Here is a 16,818-nt window from a genome sequence, read left to right on the forward strand (position 1 = left end):
TTACATTTATTACGTTGGTAGTTTTGACGTTCTCTAGGAAAAGAACTTGGCATTAATCTGTAATGCACCAAAATAAAGTTAACCAAGTTCGGATTATGAAAAAAGGGACGAAGGTACATTATAGATTTAATAACGGGAAATATTCTCATAAATGCTAGGAGGATGTAATTTGGATAAGAGTAGTATTATGGATGTAATAAAAGTGAATCTCAATGATGCGCTTACTGAGGTAATTACAAGTAAAGAACTGGTCGAAAGGTCGGAAAAAATGCTATTTGTTGATGAGAACCAGCAGTCAATAAACGATGATCTATCATTAGAAGAAAGAGAGTTACTAGAAGATATATCAGCACAATGGGATTTATATCTAGTTAATTCGTATGATATCGATACACTACAGAGTTTGGATTTTGGGGAAATTAAGTTTCCAGAGGCGTATTTAAAGGAGTGGTATAGGCAAACAATCTAGCTAATTTAATCCGAATGTTAATACAACAAAGGTTATATGAAGGATTAGAAATAACTTTGGTGAATCGATTAGGCAGAACTTGCTGGATAAAAAAGAAGATATTCTAGCCATACGTTTCCGAGGCAGTGTAGAACAAAATTTGATGAACAAATTATAAAAGTAAGAGAAGTAAATAATACATATCAAAAGAATAAGCTTTGCGGGAGCATATGCAAGATAGTAAGAATATAATCATAGAAAACGTAAAAAGAAAAAAGGAAAGAAAATAACCAAATTAGGAGATTGAAATGGATTCAATTTTAAAATTAATAATGGATTTGGAATTCATCGGCATAATTATAATGTGCATAGTTATTATAGATTTTAAGAAAGACAACTTCTGTTCGAGATGTATACAAGTATTACTATTGTTAAGTTTATTTGTGGTTACAGGAATAACTATCTACTTTTAAGAAGGATGGGGGATAATATGCTACTCGTGATAATAATATATTTTGTTTTTCTACTTATATTAATTATTGGCCATGAAAAGAGAAGTAAGAAAAACAGTAAAACCGTTTTTAACAATATAACTATCATTATTTTCCTTCTAGCCCTTATAGTTTATTGTATAATGCTAGTCCCTCGGTTGGGCATTTAAGGAATGAAAGTCACTATAGAAGAATTAGCGTTTGAAATCTCAATATTAATCTCTATTCAAATTTACAGCGGGCTCTGTAAAGTGAAGAGAAAAACATTATGAACATTATAGGAGGTTATCATGGTTCAATTTATTATCCATATATTAATAAATTTTATTACATTTGCAATTTGTGTCATACCGTTTTATCTTTCAGAAAAAACTAAAGGTATCTTGGAAAAAATAGGTGGAAGCATATTTTTTGCGGGGCTTATAATAGTTGGAACGGGTATTTATATAAGCAATAGTTATACCCTGAAATCATATATTTATGTGATTTTGGTAGTGCAAATAATTATTTTGTGCATCGAGCTTATATTAGTGTTATGGAGTAAACGTAAAGGAAAGTCTCCAATTTTATCTATCCTATCAGCAATATTAGCTATAGGTGCGTTAGGGGTATATATTTATTACGTCGTAGCGAGCTTTATTTATTGAATAAGGGCTTATAGGTGGAATTCTAAAATCGAGTAATTATTATGTCATAGCGGTTAATGAAAAATAAACTTGGATGCAAAATGTTTTTGTGAAATACTGCTTCAAAATGTCAAGAAGCAACTAAATAAGTAGTCACTTGTTCATCACGCAAAGACGATTTTTTTGCTGGTTACATTGAAGCTATTACTACGAACGACATCATGTTTAGCGCAAGGCGTTCTGATGGTTATGAGGGAGGGGATGTTTTTTCATTAGGAACAGTGTATCGAATAGAAATTGATACAACCTATTTGAACATCGCAGAACTGCTCGCCAAACATCTCAACCAAGCAAAAAATTTCTATTCGAAATCGTATCAGATTGTGTATTCAAAAATGAAGAGCTGGTCGGTATGGACATCATTTGAAAGGAGGTTGGCTTTATGAGCAAATTAACTAGTGATGAAGTCGAATTTAAAATAAAAAAACTTATCAGTTTAGAAAAAAATTTACCTGAACAAATATTTCCTAATCCTGAAAAATATAACTTTTATTTTGAAGAACCAGAGGCTATTTATATGGATACGAAAGAATTCATCCATATGATTAAACAAATTGTGGAAATTACACAGGATGAGAAAGCATATATTAGTGAAATTTTGAAAGAAGGTAAATTTTTACAAAAGAGCAAGACTATCTTGAATTTAAAGGAAGTAATAGACTTTACACAGGAAGAGGGTAGTATAGTAGAAAATTTGGATTTTGAACATATAACGGAGACAACGATATTTTTATATTGCTATATGTATTTTCCTTCTGAGCAACTCTTTCTTTTCGTTAATGAATATTCAGACACAGCCCTTTTAGCGATTGATAAAAAACTTGATATCAATGTTCCTTGGTATGATGTAAAAACATTTTTGACTGTGGAGAATCTGGGAATGAAAGATAGGCTATACAGGAAGTTCAGGAAGCGTTTATGGAAGAGTTATAAAAAATAATTCATTAATAAGGAAGAAAAAAATTTAGAAAGCCTATTGCAAAATGCAGTGAAAAAACGTGAGGAGAAACAACATGATATACAGTGTAGGTATGACTACCATGGATTCATATGATGAAAAAGAACAAGAGTATTTTAGTATCATGCCCGAAATAAGAACAGTGGTAAATCCACTATTTGATAAATATGATATATATGAATATACAGTAGATAGAAAGAAGCGAAGTGATCTAACATTCCCATTAAAGCCTAAGCGTTTTCTAAACATTTTTAAGGCAGAGCCGATGAGGGAAAACCCTGGAATAATGGAATATAACAAATTTATAATTGTAACTAAAGGAGTAGATATAAAGACATTACTTAGCGGAGTGTCAGATCTTAATAGACGAGAAAACATTGAATATTTTTTAGTGCAAAATACAATCATGACTTACCAGATTCTAGAAGGGGAAGTAATCAATTTCTATGCAAAAGATTTGAAATTTTTAGTTGATGAATTAGCTTTATAGCCGTGAAATATGTGAGGCAAATTTATGTTATTAAAAATACACCATTCCATCGAACAAACTAAAAAAGAATTGGAGAAACACAGATAAATGATTCATTTAAAAGGTATAACTACTGCGGGTGCTTATGATAATCAAGGTAAATATTTAGAAGAAATTCATGAAGATATTGAAAAAATAATGAAACGGCTAATTCTTCAATTTGATATATATCAATTTCATATTTCCCGTAATTTCGAGGCAGCTGCTGATAAATCAGTCCGTGTGAAACAAACTAGATTTAAAAAGACATATATTCATTTTTATAAAGAGGATGAAGAACGATTTAAAGAGGGATCTAGCTATGACCAGTATTTTTTAGTAGAAAAAGATTGCGACATCTCTGAGCAGATAGATAAATTAGAGCATAGCGAGATACCAAGGATAGAAAATATACGAGCCAAATTGTTATCCATTTTTCCATTATTAGTCGTTTTATCAGATTCAAGTGAGTTAATGGCGTATTCAATGGAAAAATCGAATTTAGAGCTGATATAGATTCAGGAGGGATAAAGTGGGAAATCAAAAACAATCTCAGTGAGCATTTAAAGTTTGGAGCATTTAAGACCAAAAAGTTAATAAAGAATCGTAATAACAATATAGAAAGTTGAATGAAAAATGGACTTTATTTTAAATGTTTTAATTAATGTTATAGCTTTTGTATGCTTCTTAGTTGGTGGAAATGCAATTAAAAAAGAGGAGCAATTAATGGGAAAAGTGATTGGCAGTTTATCAATAGCTGGATTGGCCATAGTAGGAACAGGTTTAATTCTGTCTGGTGTAGAGGAAATGCATACATATATGTACATTATATTAGTAATTGAAATAGGGATTCTTTTCGCAAATGTATTCATGAATTATTTAAGTAAATTCGGAAAATCGGAAGTTTTAATAGGTGTATGTGTATTAATTCTAACGATATTTAATTTATTTACTTATATAACTTATGTGGTTTTGACTTTTGTTTTTTACTGAAAAACTGTCGCTATAAAAGGAGGAAATTAGGAAACGATTATGATTGAATTTATTATCGATGTATCAATAAATTTTATTACATTTGCAATTTGTTTCATTCCGCTGCTTCTCTCAGAAAAAACTAAAGGTATCTTGGGAAAAATAGGTGCAAGCATACTTTTTGCGGGGATTATGATAGTTGGAACAGGCATTTTCATAAGCAGTAGTGAAACCCTGAAATCATATATTTATGTGATTTTGGTAGTGCAAATAATTATTTTGTGCATCGAACTCATATTAGTTTTATGGAGTAAACGTAAAGGAAAGTCTACAATTTTATCTATCCTATCAGCAATATTAGGTATAGTCGCTTTAGGAATATATATTTATTATGTTATAGCGAGTTTTATTTATTGAACAAGAGCCTTAGTAGGAGGTTAATATGAAAATAGAAGTTACTACTCAAGAATTAAAAGAATTATACATGATGATTGATTTTCTCTACAATGCTGATGTTACAGTACCGAAGCAAGTTTTCAAACATCCAGTTGCAACCTTTGTTTATAAAATGGATGAGTTCTTAGATGGAAACTTAACCGATATAATTCATCTGTCTAGACTGAAAAGCGCAAAACATATATGGTGGTTACCTAATATTGAGGTTCCTAAAAATATCCCGATTTTGAAACTAGATTTAAAGGATAGTTTAGCGAATGTTGGTTCTCTTCTTGAAGAATTGTGGGAAGAATCAACTTTATTTCAATTATTGGATTATGGTTGCCTTTTTAATGAAAATAAAAATTGGATTATACATTTTTCAATAGAATTACAAGTTGTTGTGGTGGGCGTTTTTAACCAAGACATTAATGTAGAGTCAGAGATTAGTGCAAAACGGTATACAAAAGCTACATTTTTGAGTGACTTTGAGGAGTTCCCCGAAGACTATGAAAATAAAAGAGCAGGAGTAAACGAATCTAAAAGAATTAATAGTTTAATTACGTATCCGTTTATTGAAAATTATTTTTCAAAGATAGAAAAAATTAATAAAAAAGAAAAATTATAAACGCGGGAATAGACGCAAAATAATTATTGATGAATGAATATCATAGGAGGATAAAATGGTTCATAATGATATGAATTATCACGATTTGCTTGGAAAAGTTCATAGTCTTTCTGATGTAGATGAATTGAGCAATATTTTAGAAGAATTGAAAGAATATCCAACAAATAGTCAACTAGAAAAATTATTTAAATCATATATAGATGATGAAAGTCCGCTAATTCGTTGTATTGCTTTTGAAGGTTTAGCAAAGTGTGAAATTAAAGATACAGAAATAGCTCAAAAAGCGATAGAACATTTAAATGATGAAGACATTGTCGTGATGAGTTGCATAGAATTGCTGGCGGAGTATGAGTATTTGGAAGCAGTTCCTTATATCAAGAATTTGCTTCGACACATAGACGCTGGAGTTCGCTGTACAGCAGCAGAAGCTTTGGGAGATATGAATTGTAAGGAACATTTAATGGATATTGTTCAAGTTAACAAAGTAGAAATAGATGATTTAGCAAAAGTAGGGCAGAGATACGGAATTTATATGTTGTCTAATGAATCTGATGAAATTTCCGCTTTGAATCAACTTGTTGAACTCCTATATTCTAGCAATGTGACGGCTAGTTATAGAGCTATGAGTAATTTAATAGCCGTGTTGAATGAAAGGAATCGTTCTTTAATATTTATGGCATTTCAAGAAAAGTTGAAAGAAAAGATTGAAAATGGTTTTAAAATGGACTTAGAAGATAACTTGAAAGCGTATTTTAGTTGAGAGATTTCATATGCTAAAAGGAGTAATGCTGTTGAATAGACCAGATTTTAATGGGATGAGGAAAGTGTTTTCAAATGATAAAACAATCCTAGAGGCGGGAAATTAATTAAGAAAAATATAGATAATGACTTGTTTTTAAGAAAAAATCAATTAGAAGGAACAATGTATGTAGAATTTAAATACAGTTCCGCTGAAAAAGAATTTTGGAATGAAGATTCGTATTATATTAATAGCGATATTTTTGAATATTTACTTGATGTTTTTGAAAAAAGTAAAGCGGATTTCAGTATGTTTGGCGAGAATTATTTTAGCTTTGAGGAAGTAGATAATTTAATAAATAGTCTAAAAAAGATAGACCTTGAAGGAATTGCAGATAAGATTACCAAAAATAGTTTTAAAGAAGATAAATACATTGAAAAAATACAAATAATAAATTCATTAATCAACTTGGTTCAGAGGTTAGAGGCTTGGCTAGTAAAAGCGATTGAGTTAGACGTTATTGTAATTATACTAGGTATCTAATATACAAAATTCGCCAAAATGGAAATAGTTTTAATGAGAAGAGGAATGTGTATTTAACGGGAGTGAGAGTCATGATAAATTTAGAGTGGGAAGAATTAGATCGGTTAGAAGTAGATGAAAAGCTTGAACAAATTTTGAAATTCAGCTATGATGCTTGGATTTCAGATCCGAAGAATATTCGCTTTTTTGTAAGAGCATTTTTCCTGAAATGGTACTTACAAATTGATAACTTTGATATTGAGAGTTATGAAGAACAAGATGAAAAATTAAGATATATGTATAGTTATGGGGAGCAGGAACTACTTGATATTCCAGAAGTAAAGTGGATTATGGGCTATTGCCTCTCACTTAATCCTGAATGTTTTATGGGAGAAGAGGATTACGATGATTTACGGTTAAAAGGAAAGAAGTATCTTCGCGAAGCTTCATTAGCTAATCCAGAAGATGTATTTTTAAAAGACTCTTATTATGCTTCTGGAGGAAAGAGTGTAAAAGAATTTGTGAAATGGGAAAGTGAAAACAGAGAACAACTGGCAAATTATCTGCAAGCAAACTTTAATTATGACTCCCTTTTCTCAGATTATTTTAAGGAAATGGTTACAATGGATTTTGGTGAAAAAATGCGAAAAAAAGGCATTTTAGAAAAGCTGTTTTCAAACTGAAAAAGAAAGATAGGCATGAATAAAGCCAGTAATCTGAGGCCCATCCAAGTGGTAAAGTAAGTTCCGTTTAAGAAGGAGGTAGACACTATGCTAAAAATAAAAAAACAAGCACAATCTATTTACGCTTTTAAAGAAACTGGAGGAGAAGTGCTTAATTTCCGAATAGAAAAAGACTGTTTGAAACTTTTTTCTGGGGAAGAAATTTTATGTGAAATAAATGATGAAATAATTTCCAATCGGTATTTCAAAGTTAAAGATGTCAAATTGTCTGATGAGAAAGTTTGTATTTTTTGTCATGATGGTGTTTACAATTATTTATTGATTTCATGTATAGGGAGGCATTTTAAATATACATTGGGAGAAGGTGTGGCGGATTTTCTCGTCTTAAATGATGCAACTTATGTTATTTATTTAGAAGAAGGTATGTTTGGGAGTGAGAAAAATTTACCCATAGCTCAATTAGGGCTCATTAAAATAGATATATTTACAGGAGAAATTACTGCGCTCTTGGGTGACAGCATTTTAGAAACACTCATTGATGTACATACAATGAGCTGTAATAATAAAACTATACGGATACTGTGTTATGAAGATAATGGTGATGACTTCACTTTAGACTATGATTTAACATCTAAAAAAGTTCGGAATAAAGTCGTAATAAATTATACTGTGGACGGATTGTTGAGTGTGGGAGATAACTTTTACGCTTGCTATCGGAACCGTATTTACCAGGTAGATGAAAGTATGGAAATTAAGGAAGAAATCATTATAGATAAAAAAGTATATGATGAGGCATCCTCCATAAGTATCGGATATAGTGAATTGGTTTTAGAAAGTGAAAATGAATTCAACATTGTGCAACTTTCTAAACTTTGAAGAAAGTCTATAGGGAAGACATAGCATTAAAAATAAATAATCCTTTATAGGGAGAAAATAATGTTAGACAAAAAACAATCATGTATAACAAAAGACGAATATTTTTTCTCCTATCAAGAAGACTCTGGCATTACTGGAGCTGGTCGTATGTGAGAGCAGGAATTACAAGTAGGAGGGAGATAAGGTGAATAAAAAAAATAAATCTTGGAAATATTTTAAGTTAAGTTTATGCTTTTTGCTAGTAGTAACGGTAATTGTGTATTATTTATGGGAGTTACCAGGAGCTCAGTCTATCATCGAGGTTAGTGTAGGTTTCATCCTGCTTGCAAATATATATATGTTATTTGATTTAATTGAAAAAATGAATAAAAATAAAAAAATTCAAGGTTATCTTCAAACTATTTGTATAAGTATGTTTGTAATTGTTATTATAAGTTCATTTTTTTTATATTAAAGTCTAAGGAGAACTTAAATATGCCTGATGTCTTAATCTGTCTGTTAATAGCAAATTTAATAATTTTAATCTATTTCCAAGTGTTTTCAGATAATACCCTTAAAAAATATAGAAATACATATATAATGACCGTTTTTTTGATTATTTTTATGATTTTTGGATTATATGAGTACTATGCTATTAAGGGATTGTTTAATTAGTAAATTTTTGATAGCTTTTTTGATTGAGATTTAATAATCATAGACATAGTGTAAAATTTAAAATGAGGGAATGAATGATTTTATGTATAATTTATCCGATTTTGAGATTGAAGAAAGAATAAACAAACTCATTCATGTTGAAAAAACACTACCAAAACAAATATTTTTCGAACCAAATAAATACAACTACTATTTTGAAGAACCAGAGGCTATCTCTATAGACGATGAGGATTTTATCAAGATGATAAAACAGTTTGTTGAAAAGACGCATGATAAGGAAGCCTATATCAGTGAAATTTTGGAAGAAAAGAAATTTTTGCAGAAGTGGAAAATAAGTTTAGAGTTAAGACGGAAAATAGACTTTTCTCAGAGCGACAGTGATATTATTAATGATTTAGATATTGATAATATAATGGAAAAAAACGCGCTCATTCATTTTTTTATGTATTTTCCATCTGAGCAAATTTTTATTTTAGCTAATGGATATTTAGAAATAGCCGTATTAGCCATTGATAAAAAGCTCGATGTGGATGTTAGTTGGTATGAGGTTGAGGAGTATTGCTCTGTCGAAATAATTAAAAAGAGATTCAGTAATGTATTAATAAAGAATTATAGAAATTTTTCTTAGATGATATAGCACAACGAATTCAGCGGGGAGCTAGGAAATGAATATTCTAATTGGTTTAAGTTGTCTTATATTAAGCATGTTAATATTCGGTATATGTTTTTATATTGCAGGAAAGGCGAGCAAAGAAGTAATTGCATATATTTGGGCATGGCTTGGCATAGTTTTATCTTCTATAGGACTTATTATGTTCTGGATAATAGCCTAAATTTGAAAAAATTCAAAATCGTATTTCAGCTAGGAGAAAAAGGTAGTCTACATTTTAGAAAAAAGCATTTTCACACTGGAAAATCAAGAATAAATAAAAACTAGTTACAACATAGATAGGAGATTATTCAATTGCTGTTAACAATTTATATATTTCTAGTAATTATTTGTTTAATAACTTGTCTTAATTTAGAGCAGAAAAAGAGCAAAGTTTTGTTTTGGTTAGTGTTTGCTTTGGGCGTATTTTTTACAATACGGATAGGCGATTTATTTTTATAAAAAACGGTGATAAATATTGGATGTTTTAGCTGATTGTCTAGGACTAATTATTTTCTAAAAAAAGAAGGTGAACCACATGTTAAATAGAGAACAAATAGAGATTGTCAGAGCTGAAGACGTGCTTGAGTATGGAAGTGACATGGGAATCGACGGAGCAGAACAAATATATATTTACTATTTTAAAGACCCAGAAAAACCGTTAGAGCAAGATGTATATGATATTTGCGATGCTTTTGGTGAATATATGATTTCTGCTTATTTCTTGAATGATGAAGATTCTTCATATGTAGAGCTACAAGGAGACGAAATAGGTGGATATAAAAAGGTTATCTTGCAGGGTGAATCGCAACAACTTAAACAAGAAATGTTCCGTTTGTTTATAGAAGGATATTATAGTCCATATCTGAATAGGCTATTTTTATTTAAACAAAAAATAGAATTAGATTGCAGGAAACAAGTCGAATTAGAAGATGGCATGGTTGTTATCACTCCTATACTAGATGTTAGGGCAATAGGCATATTTTCAAAAGGGATAGATTTGGTGCGGCTTTTTCAACAAATTACTAATACAGAATTACTGGATACTGCACAAGGAACAGGAGCAAAATCTCGATTGATTGAGGATCATAATGAAAATTTGAGAAATGAGATTGGGTACTTAGTTGACTATAAGGCGGAATTACCAAAACAAATTTTTAAAAAGCCGGAGTTATATGATTTTTATTTTACCGATTTCTTTCATTGTTATGACGATGACTTCATAAACGACTTAAATAAAATTGGACAACTGCTTAAGCAAGAAAGTGTCAGGTTGTTTACGCCACATTCTTATTATGAAACTATAAGAAAATTTATTTTTAAAAAGATAAAACAAATAGATGTTCCATATGCTGAATTAAGTATAGATATAACGGAAAAGGAATATGGTGAAATTTTATGGTGTAGCGAGACAGGAAAAATGGATTTTGTGGCTTTTGATTATTTATACTGGTACTTTAATTCCGACTGTTTTATTTTTGGTGATAAAGAGAGTGAAATTAGTATTTTGGCAATTAAAAAATCTCTTTCCATCAAAAATCCGCTTGAAAATTGGAAAGAAGTAGAGTTGTTCGCGGCGAATCCAGGAGAAGAATGGGGTCCATGGCTGAAAGATGAGAAGAAATTTCTAACAGAACTTATAGCTAATTATAAAAAGGGATGACTAAGATGAAAAATAATAAGTATTTTTTAGTATTAGAACTGTAAACGATAGCTTACTTATGTCAAGGGGGGGACCTAATGGAAAATCAAATGTTAAAGAAATCTAACGTAGTAGAATTGAAAAGTTTTTATAATAATATTCAGAACAAGTTTCATGTGGAGGCTGAAATACCAGATCAAATATTTCTTGAACCAAATGAAGTTTATGTCTTTGATTTATGGGGTTTCTTAGATGAAAACGTACAGTATTTACTTGGTTTTACTAAAAAAGCTGATGGTGATGAGGTGCTATGGCTTCCCAAATATAATAACATTTATGCTAATGAATATATGTACATCAATGCGAGGATGAACAAAATAAATTTTCGACAACTATGGGACGACAATAAGCTAACTATTTTTTTAGAGCAAGGTTGCATGTTTGATATAAGTGGGGATTGGATAAGTTATTTTGATTTAGAAGAGCATTTAGCTATTTTAGCTGTATATAGTGGTAACATTTCTCTAAACGACTTTTCAAAAGCACCATACACCAAAGAGAAGTTCTTAGAAGAGTATTTAATGGTTCCAATTGAAAAAATAGATAAAAGTACAAAAAATTTGATGGAAAATTATAATGAAAAATTTATAGATGTTTTTCTGGAGAATTACTTTTAGCATAATTTAAGATAAGGATGCGGCTAAAATAGTATCATTTTCAGAGCGATGGGAATCTTTTAGGGGAGTGCATGAAAACAAGAAAATTTACATATTAAAGGACCTAATAGTGTATTTCGATTATGAAATTTGGGTTCTAAGGAGGTACTATAATCGATGTTAAAAATAAAAAAAGGGCAATCTATATACGCTCGCTACTAGAAGGTATTAAAATTCTCGATTATTGGAGTTGAATTTACATTGACTTGGTTCAAACAAAAAAGCTTTATATTTACGGTGATACTATTAATTTTTATTTCTATTATAATTAATTTCTTTTTTTCAAATAGTGTAACATACATTATTGTTACAGTTTTTTTAGGAATTGAAACTTTATGGATTATTTCTATTTTTAAAGAGATAGTTGATAATGGTAAAAGGCTATCAAAATTTATAGAAGCATATATAATAAGTATTTTTATTATAACAATATTTGCTTCATATCTATTGTATTAAGGGGGGCATCATTGTGATTGTTTCTATTGCGGTTTTAATTAATTTAGTAATAATTTCAGTATTATATTTAATCAAAAAAAATGGTGAAAGTATGAAACATAAAGGCATATTTTCTTTTATACTTTGTACTTTTTCGTTTTTAATGTATGTCTATATTGTAATATATGTAGGTATATTTTAAATCGCGATTATTGAAAAATTTAAGAAACAGGCTGGGAAGATTATTTTCTTTAGATTATCACGCAAGCAGAGAAAAAAGGTCAAGAAGTATAGTTCTTCACTTTTACTTTGAGTATAAAAAGAATAGCAAATGGAAATAGGTAAGAGGTGTCAAAAATCATAGAAAAAACCAATCATGTATCACAAAAGACGAATATTTACCCTCCTATCAAGAAGACTCTAGCATTACTGGAGTAGAACACAATTATATTTATTTTTTTAAAATCCAGAACATATTTCAGAGTAAGAATTACAAGACATTTATGATACTTTTGGTGAGTTTATGAGTTCTGCTTATTTGTTAGTTGATCCATTTGGCTCTTATGAGGAATTACCTGGGGTTAAAAAGAATGGTTTTAAAAAAGTTAATTTTGCAGATAAATCTATGGATGTAAAGAAAGACATGTTTCGCTTGTTTTTAGAAGGAGACGCTACCCCAAATGAAAATAAACTATTTTTGTATTAAGAAAAAAGGAATTGAAGCCTGTAAAAGATATAGAAATAGAGGATGGAATGGTAGTGATTGCACCAGTTTTAGATACCACAGCAATAGGGATATTTTCAAAAGGAATAGACTTGGCGGGATTTTTCAAATGAACTACTAAAACAGAACGAAGGAGAAACCTATTGGATGCGAAACAATTACTCCAAATATTAAAAAACACTCCAAATGAAACTCAAATGTTAAAAATTATACCCAAACTAGGCAAATACGCAAAAGGAAAAACAGTCGAAAATGCGCTAGTTAGTTTATTAGAATCAAGTAGTGAAAAAATCCGAGCTGCTGCGATAGATGCTTTACTAACCAACCCTCATAAACGCATCAAGAAATTAGTAACGGCTCATATGACTGATACTAATTTAGTTAAAGAAAAATGTTTTGAGTATGTGGGTTATCACTGGATGAAGCAAGCAGAACCTATACTTATAGCGCATTTAAACGATGTTGATCAGTGGGTTCGCTATTTTGCGATTTTAAATATTGGAGACATGAGGTCTTATGAATTAATAGAGAATGTGGAAAAACATTTAGAAAATGAAAACAGTGACGTGGTGAAATCTGGGTGTTACTTAACCTTGTTTTTACTAAGTGAGACAGAGGAAGGCAAGACTTATTATGAAGAAGAGCTTATACATTTACTGAATTCAACGGATGATGCAGCTCGATATGTAACAATTAATACTCTAAGCGATATAGGAAAGAATCGTGAAAGAGAAAAAATAATTAAGGCTCTTTCTGCATGTTTAAACATCGAAGTGGATGACGAAAATATATTCGTAATAAAGAACTGTATTCGTTCATTAAAATATTGGTAAAAACTAATTTGTCACTTTTACAACCTAGTGAAGAGAATCAGGATATATCTAAAAATCCAAATGAAATATAATCAGATTATCATGGTACCAGTTTTCGATGTGACTGCAGTAGCTTTATTTGGGAAGGGGTGTGAAGCCGTAGCCCTTTTAGAATCATTACGCTAAAACATAAAAAAATAGCGCAATGATAAACATAATTTAGAAGGTCATTGCAAGGAAATAAAGTTTTGTGATAGAAAAGAGGTAAGAGAGTCATGATAAACCTAGAGTGGAAAGAATTAGATTGTTTAGAAGTAGATGAGCAGTTTGAACAAATATTGAAATTTAGCTACGACGCTTGGATTTTAGATCAAAAAAATATTCGCTTCTTTGTAAGAGCGTTTTTCTTAAAGTGGTACTTACTAATTCATAACTTTGATATTGAGAGTAATGAAGAACAAGATGAAAAATTAAGATATATGTATAGTTATGGGGAGAAAGAGCTACTTGATGTTACAGAGGTAAAATGGATTATCGGATATTGCCTCTCACTTAATCCAGAGTGTTTTATGGAAGATGAGGATTACGACGATGTCCGGTTAAAAGGAAGGAAGTATCTCCATGAAGCTACATTAGCTAATCCAGAAGATGTATTTTTAAAAGATTTTTATTATGCTGCTGGAGAAAAGAGTATAAAAGAATTTGTGAAATGGGAAAGTGAAAATAAAGAACAACTTACAAATTATCTGCAATCAAACCTTAATTATGATTCACTTTTCTCGGATTATTTTAAGGAAATAATTACGATGGATTTAGATGAGGAAATATGAAAAAAAGGCATTTTAGAAAAGCTTTTTTCTAAAATAAAAAAGAAAGATAAGCGTGAATAAAGACAGGAATCCAAGCCATAGAGTAAGAGTTATCAGAGCTCCAAGGAGATATGAATTGTAAGGAACAATTAATTGATATTGTTCAATCTAACAAAGTAGATATTTAGCAAAAGTAGGACAGAGATATGGGGTTTATATGTTGTCTAATGAATCTGACAAAATTTACGCTTTGGATCAGCTTATTGAACTCCTATATTCTAGTGATATGACGGCTAGTTATAGAGCCATGAACAATTTGATAGCTGTATTGAATGAAAAGAACCGTTCATTAATATTTATAGCATTTCAAGAAAAGTTGAAAGAAAAGATTGCAAATGGTTTTAAATTAGACTTAGAAGATAATATTAAAGAGTATTTTAGTTAAGCTATTTTATATGTTAAGCTGATGCTATCCAAATGAAGAGGAATAAGGACTCGGAAAGAGGAAAGGGTTCCAATTATGGGAATATGAATGTTTAGAAATCATTTTAGTGGATGACGAAGATCAATTAGACGGGACTTGTTGGATAAAAAAAGAAGATATTCTAGCCCTGCGATTTGGAGGCAGTGTAAAACAAGATTTGATGAACAAATTAAAAAAATAAACTAAGAATAAGAGATGTAAGAAGAATAACCACAGCGGAGGTTAAATCATGATTAATCAAGAACTTATCAAACTACATGAAGTATTACTGAAGGATATTTCCAATTTAGATGATGCTGAAAAAATTTCCATCATTCAAGAACGAATTACACAAGCCTTAAATCTAGATAAACGCAGGTGGGATGAGAAAATGCTTTCCAATGTTTCCATCCGCACAAAAAAAGCAACCCGCCCAAAAATGCAAGTGGGAGACGTGTACGAAATTTATTTAGAAGAAGTAAACGTATATGGCTATATAGCTATACTAAAATTGGAAGATGAAAAAGAGTATTACGAGGTATTTGGACTTTTTAATTATTTCTGTAAGTCACCCGAGAAGCTTGAAAAAATAATAGCTAAATTAACTAGAGAAAATATTTTTATGTTCGCTGATTCAGGTCACACGGGAATTATTCGCAAAGAGTGGAAGAAAGTAACCAATTTAACCTTTGATTGGCAAGTGGATTTTGCTCAATTAGAATATCTTAAAGTAGAAAACGGAGGAATCTTACGCCCTAATGAACGGCACTATTTTAAAAGTGTAGGTCATCCAAATAATGGAAATTATATGCGAATTGATTACAAAGAAGCCGTAAATATAAATAATCCATATGGATTATTTGGTCAACATGTAATTGAGGACTATATGGTGGGTGCGTTTAGAGGGAAGAAACTTATTGAGATGGAGGAAGAGGGCTGGAGTCAGGTGAAGTATGATTAAGAGCTCGAATTAGATAAAGGAAGAAATACTTAACTTGAATTCTAAAAAAATTAAAATATAATAAAACCCCTATGCAACTTAAACTTATGATAATGAAGTCAGAAGATTAGAGCATAGATATTATCTTAAACTAGGTGGCAAGAAAAAACTTAGAAATAAAATTCGACCAGTTGCCACTAAAGATAACCGATATATAAAGTACATGTCGGGGTCATGGGAATATTGGAGATAAGGGGGCAATACTATTGAACAGAGAAGATACTACAAAATTAAATTTGATACTAACCAAAGATATTGATAACATTGAGACGGAGGAAGGATTAAACGAGCTAAAGGACAGAATTTATAAAGCGTTGTCTTTAGATTTAAGATTATTTAATGAAAAACAACTATCAAGCGTTGTCTTTAGATTTAAGATTATTTAATGAAAAACAACTATCAAGCGTTTCTATTCGGACGAAAAAAGCGTTAAAACCAAAGTACTCACTTGGAGACATTTTCCAAATATATTTAAATAAAGAGAAACTCTATAGTTACGCAATGTGTGTAAAAGAAGAGAGACCAAACGAGGACATTCCTTATCATATCTTTGCATTTTTTGATTTTTTTCCCAAAAAAGAAGCATCATTACAAGATTTAGAAGAGCAATTAATCTCTGATAATGTCTTAATGTTGTCCCATTGTGGAGTTACGGGAGTACTTAATGGTGAGTGGCAAAAAGTAACCAGTATGCAACCATTATATTACGATTTTTCTAAAATTGAATATGTGAGCAAAGAAGATGGGGGAGTTTTACGACCAAATGAAATAACATATTATAAAAGTATGGGTGATCCAAATAATGGAGAATTTATTAAAATTGATTATGAAGAAGCAAAAAAAATAAATAATCCATATGGAATCCCAGGTCAATTTTGGATAGAGGGGTTTTTAGAAGATTTATATTAAGGAAAGTCGATTTTATAACTCTGGAGGAAGAAGATTTGAGCCAAGTGAAGGATGAGCAA

General features: G+C 30.5%; 23 protein-coding genes. All 23 read left to right on the plus strand.

Going from position 1 to position 16,818, the window contains the following annotated elements; translation table 11 throughout:
- The first annotated feature begins 169 nt into the window (after positions 1 to 169).
- A complete protein-coding gene (locus HCJ30_RS00960; RefSeq protein ID WP_260444400.1) occupies positions 170 to 469 on the plus strand; it encodes a hypothetical protein in 300 nt (99 codons plus the stop codon).
- 760 nt (positions 470 to 1,229) lie between these two features.
- The gene (locus HCJ30_RS00965) at positions 1,230 to 1,586 is read left to right on the plus strand and encodes a hypothetical protein (RefSeq protein ID WP_041176303.1); all 357 of its coding nucleotides are present in this window, start codon (positions 1,230 to 1,232) and stop codon (positions 1,584 to 1,586) included.
- Positions 1,587 to 2,007: 421 nt separating this feature from the next.
- Positions 2,008 to 2,565, plus strand: coding sequence for a hypothetical protein (locus HCJ30_RS00970; RefSeq protein WP_185390610.1), 558 nt, complete (start codon positions 2,008 to 2,010; stop codon positions 2,563 to 2,565).
- A 73-nt stretch (positions 2,566 to 2,638) separates the two neighbouring features.
- A complete protein-coding gene (locus tag HCJ30_RS14240; RefSeq protein WP_185391606.1) occupies positions 2,639 to 3,073 on the plus strand; it encodes a hypothetical protein in 435 nt (144 codons plus the stop codon).
- A gap of 87 nt (positions 3,074 to 3,160) precedes the next feature.
- Complete coding sequence (locus HCJ30_RS00980) at positions 3,161 to 3,607, plus strand: hypothetical protein (RefSeq protein ID WP_185390611.1); 447 nt, start codon at positions 3,161 to 3,163, stop codon at positions 3,605 to 3,607.
- A 120-nt stretch (positions 3,608 to 3,727) separates the two neighbouring features.
- On the plus strand, positions 3,728 to 4,084 hold the full coding sequence (locus tag HCJ30_RS00985) for a hypothetical protein (protein WP_185390612.1): 357 nt from the start codon (positions 3,728 to 3,730) through the stop codon (positions 4,082 to 4,084).
- A 39-nt stretch (positions 4,085 to 4,123) separates the two neighbouring features.
- Positions 4,124 to 4,480 (plus strand): hypothetical protein, encoded by a 357-nt coding sequence (locus tag HCJ30_RS00990; protein ID WP_185390613.1) that lies wholly within the window; start codon positions 4,124 to 4,126, stop codon positions 4,478 to 4,480.
- A 25-nt stretch (positions 4,481 to 4,505) separates the two neighbouring features.
- Entirely contained in the window at positions 4,506 to 5,126 is a 621-nt protein-coding gene (locus HCJ30_RS00995) for a hypothetical protein (RefSeq protein ID WP_185390614.1), read from the plus strand.
- 55 nt (positions 5,127 to 5,181) lie between these two features.
- Positions 5,182 to 5,886, plus strand: coding sequence for a HEAT repeat domain-containing protein (locus HCJ30_RS01000; RefSeq protein ID WP_185390615.1), 705 nt, complete (start codon positions 5,182 to 5,184; stop codon positions 5,884 to 5,886).
- 129 nt (positions 5,887 to 6,015) lie between these two features.
- The gene (locus tag HCJ30_RS01005) at positions 6,016 to 6,408 is read left to right on the plus strand and encodes a hypothetical protein (RefSeq protein WP_260444401.1); all 393 of its coding nucleotides are present in this window, start codon (positions 6,016 to 6,018) and stop codon (positions 6,406 to 6,408) included.
- Between the two features lie 71 nt (positions 6,409 to 6,479).
- Positions 6,480 to 7,070, plus strand: coding sequence for a hypothetical protein (locus tag HCJ30_RS01010; protein ID WP_185390616.1), 591 nt, complete (start codon positions 6,480 to 6,482; stop codon positions 7,068 to 7,070).
- Positions 7,071 to 7,157: 87 nt separating this feature from the next.
- A complete protein-coding gene (locus HCJ30_RS01015) occupies positions 7,158 to 7,946 on the plus strand; it encodes a hypothetical protein (protein WP_185390617.1) in 789 nt (262 codons plus the stop codon).
- Positions 7,947 to 8,130: 184 nt separating this feature from the next.
- Positions 8,131 to 8,400: a hypothetical protein gene (locus HCJ30_RS01020; RefSeq protein ID WP_045553162.1), complete on the plus strand. Its 270-nt coding sequence runs from the start codon at positions 8,131 to 8,133 to the stop codon at positions 8,398 to 8,400.
- 270 nt (positions 8,401 to 8,670) lie between these two features.
- Positions 8,671 to 9,228: a hypothetical protein gene (locus HCJ30_RS01025; protein ID WP_185390618.1), complete on the plus strand. Its 558-nt coding sequence runs from the start codon at positions 8,671 to 8,673 to the stop codon at positions 9,226 to 9,228.
- 559 nt (positions 9,229 to 9,787) lie between these two features.
- Positions 9,788 to 10,912 carry a hypothetical protein gene (locus HCJ30_RS01030; protein WP_185390619.1) on the plus strand — a complete coding sequence of 375 codons (1,125 nt, stop codon included), beginning with the start codon at positions 9,788 to 9,790 and terminating at the stop codon, positions 10,910 to 10,912.
- A 77-nt stretch (positions 10,913 to 10,989) separates the two neighbouring features.
- Entirely contained in the window at positions 10,990 to 11,568 is a 579-nt protein-coding gene (locus HCJ30_RS01035) for a hypothetical protein (RefSeq protein WP_185390620.1), read from the plus strand.
- Positions 11,569 to 12,580: 1,012 nt separating this feature from the next.
- Positions 12,581 to 12,748 carry a hypothetical protein gene (locus HCJ30_RS14245; protein ID WP_260444402.1) on the plus strand — a complete coding sequence of 56 codons (168 nt, stop codon included), beginning with the start codon at positions 12,581 to 12,583 and terminating at the stop codon, positions 12,746 to 12,748.
- Between the two features lie 161 nt (positions 12,749 to 12,909).
- A complete protein-coding gene (locus HCJ30_RS01045) occupies positions 12,910 to 13,599 on the plus strand; it encodes a HEAT repeat domain-containing protein (protein ID WP_185390621.1) in 690 nt (229 codons plus the stop codon).
- 254 nt (positions 13,600 to 13,853) lie between these two features.
- Positions 13,854 to 14,408: a hypothetical protein gene (locus HCJ30_RS01050; protein WP_008946856.1), complete on the plus strand. Its 555-nt coding sequence runs from the start codon at positions 13,854 to 13,856 to the stop codon at positions 14,406 to 14,408.
- A 199-nt stretch (positions 14,409 to 14,607) separates the two neighbouring features.
- Positions 14,608 to 14,832: a hypothetical protein gene (locus tag HCJ30_RS01055; RefSeq protein ID WP_260444403.1), complete on the plus strand. Its 225-nt coding sequence runs from the start codon at positions 14,608 to 14,610 to the stop codon at positions 14,830 to 14,832.
- A gap of 268 nt (positions 14,833 to 15,100) precedes the next feature.
- The gene (locus tag HCJ30_RS01060; protein ID WP_185390622.1) at positions 15,101 to 15,811 is read left to right on the plus strand and encodes a hypothetical protein; all 711 of its coding nucleotides are present in this window, start codon (positions 15,101 to 15,103) and stop codon (positions 15,809 to 15,811) included.
- A 245-nt stretch (positions 15,812 to 16,056) separates the two neighbouring features.
- Positions 16,057 to 16,236 (plus strand): hypothetical protein, encoded by a 180-nt coding sequence (locus HCJ30_RS14250; RefSeq protein WP_260444404.1) that lies wholly within the window; start codon positions 16,057 to 16,059, stop codon positions 16,234 to 16,236.
- Entirely contained in the window at positions 16,190 to 16,759 is a 570-nt protein-coding gene (locus HCJ30_RS01065; RefSeq protein ID WP_260444405.1) for an Imm26 family immunity protein, read from the plus strand. The genes HCJ30_RS14250 and HCJ30_RS01065 overlap by 47 nt, the downstream gene beginning before the upstream one ends.
- The last annotated feature ends 59 nt before the right edge of the window (positions 16,760 to 16,818 follow it).

The organism is Listeria cossartiae subsp. cossartiae (assembly GCF_014224155.1).
Classification (GTDB): Bacteria; Bacillota; Bacilli; order Lactobacillales; family Listeriaceae; genus Listeria; species Listeria cossartiae.

Bases quoted from the DNA above. Each gene is read 5' to 3' on its own strand.
- HCJ30_RS00965 (WP_041176303.1), top strand. From the start codon at position 1,230: ATGGTTCAATTTATTATCCATATATTAATAAATTTTATTACATTTGCA.
- HCJ30_RS00970 (WP_185390610.1), top strand. From the start codon at position 2,008: ATGAGCAAATTAACTAGTGATGAAGTCGAATTTAAAATAAAAAAACTT.
- HCJ30_RS14240 (WP_185391606.1), top strand. From the start codon at position 2,639: ATGATATACAGTGTAGGTATGACTACCATGGATTCATATGATGAAAAA.
- HCJ30_RS00980 (WP_185390611.1), top strand. From the start codon at position 3,161: ATGATTCATTTAAAAGGTATAACTACTGCGGGTGCTTATGATAATCAA.
- HCJ30_RS00985 (WP_185390612.1), top strand. From the start codon at position 3,728: ATGGACTTTATTTTAAATGTTTTAATTAATGTTATAGCTTTTGTATGC.
- HCJ30_RS00990 (WP_185390613.1), top strand. From the start codon at position 4,124: ATGATTGAATTTATTATCGATGTATCAATAAATTTTATTACATTTGCA.
- HCJ30_RS00995 (WP_185390614.1), top strand. From the start codon at position 4,506: ATGAAAATAGAAGTTACTACTCAAGAATTAAAAGAATTATACATGATG.
- HCJ30_RS01000 (WP_185390615.1), top strand. From the start codon at position 5,182: ATGGTTCATAATGATATGAATTATCACGATTTGCTTGGAAAAGTTCAT.
- HCJ30_RS01010 (WP_185390616.1), top strand. From the start codon at position 6,480: ATGATAAATTTAGAGTGGGAAGAATTAGATCGGTTAGAAGTAGATGAA.
- HCJ30_RS01015 (WP_185390617.1), top strand. From the start codon at position 7,158: ATGCTAAAAATAAAAAAACAAGCACAATCTATTTACGCTTTTAAAGAA.
- HCJ30_RS01025 (WP_185390618.1), top strand. From the start codon at position 8,671: ATGAATGATTTTATGTATAATTTATCCGATTTTGAGATTGAAGAAAGA.
- HCJ30_RS01030 (WP_185390619.1), top strand. From the start codon at position 9,788: ATGTTAAATAGAGAACAAATAGAGATTGTCAGAGCTGAAGACGTGCTT.
- HCJ30_RS01035 (WP_185390620.1), top strand. From the start codon at position 10,990: ATGGAAAATCAAATGTTAAAGAAATCTAACGTAGTAGAATTGAAAAGT.
- HCJ30_RS01050 (WP_008946856.1), top strand. From the start codon at position 13,854: ATGATAAACCTAGAGTGGAAAGAATTAGATTGTTTAGAAGTAGATGAG.
- HCJ30_RS01060 (WP_185390622.1), top strand. From the start codon at position 15,101: ATGATTAATCAAGAACTTATCAAACTACATGAAGTATTACTGAAGGAT.
- HCJ30_RS01065 (WP_260444405.1), top strand. From the start codon at position 16,190: ATGAAAAACAACTATCAAGCGTTGTCTTTAGATTTAAGATTATTTAAT.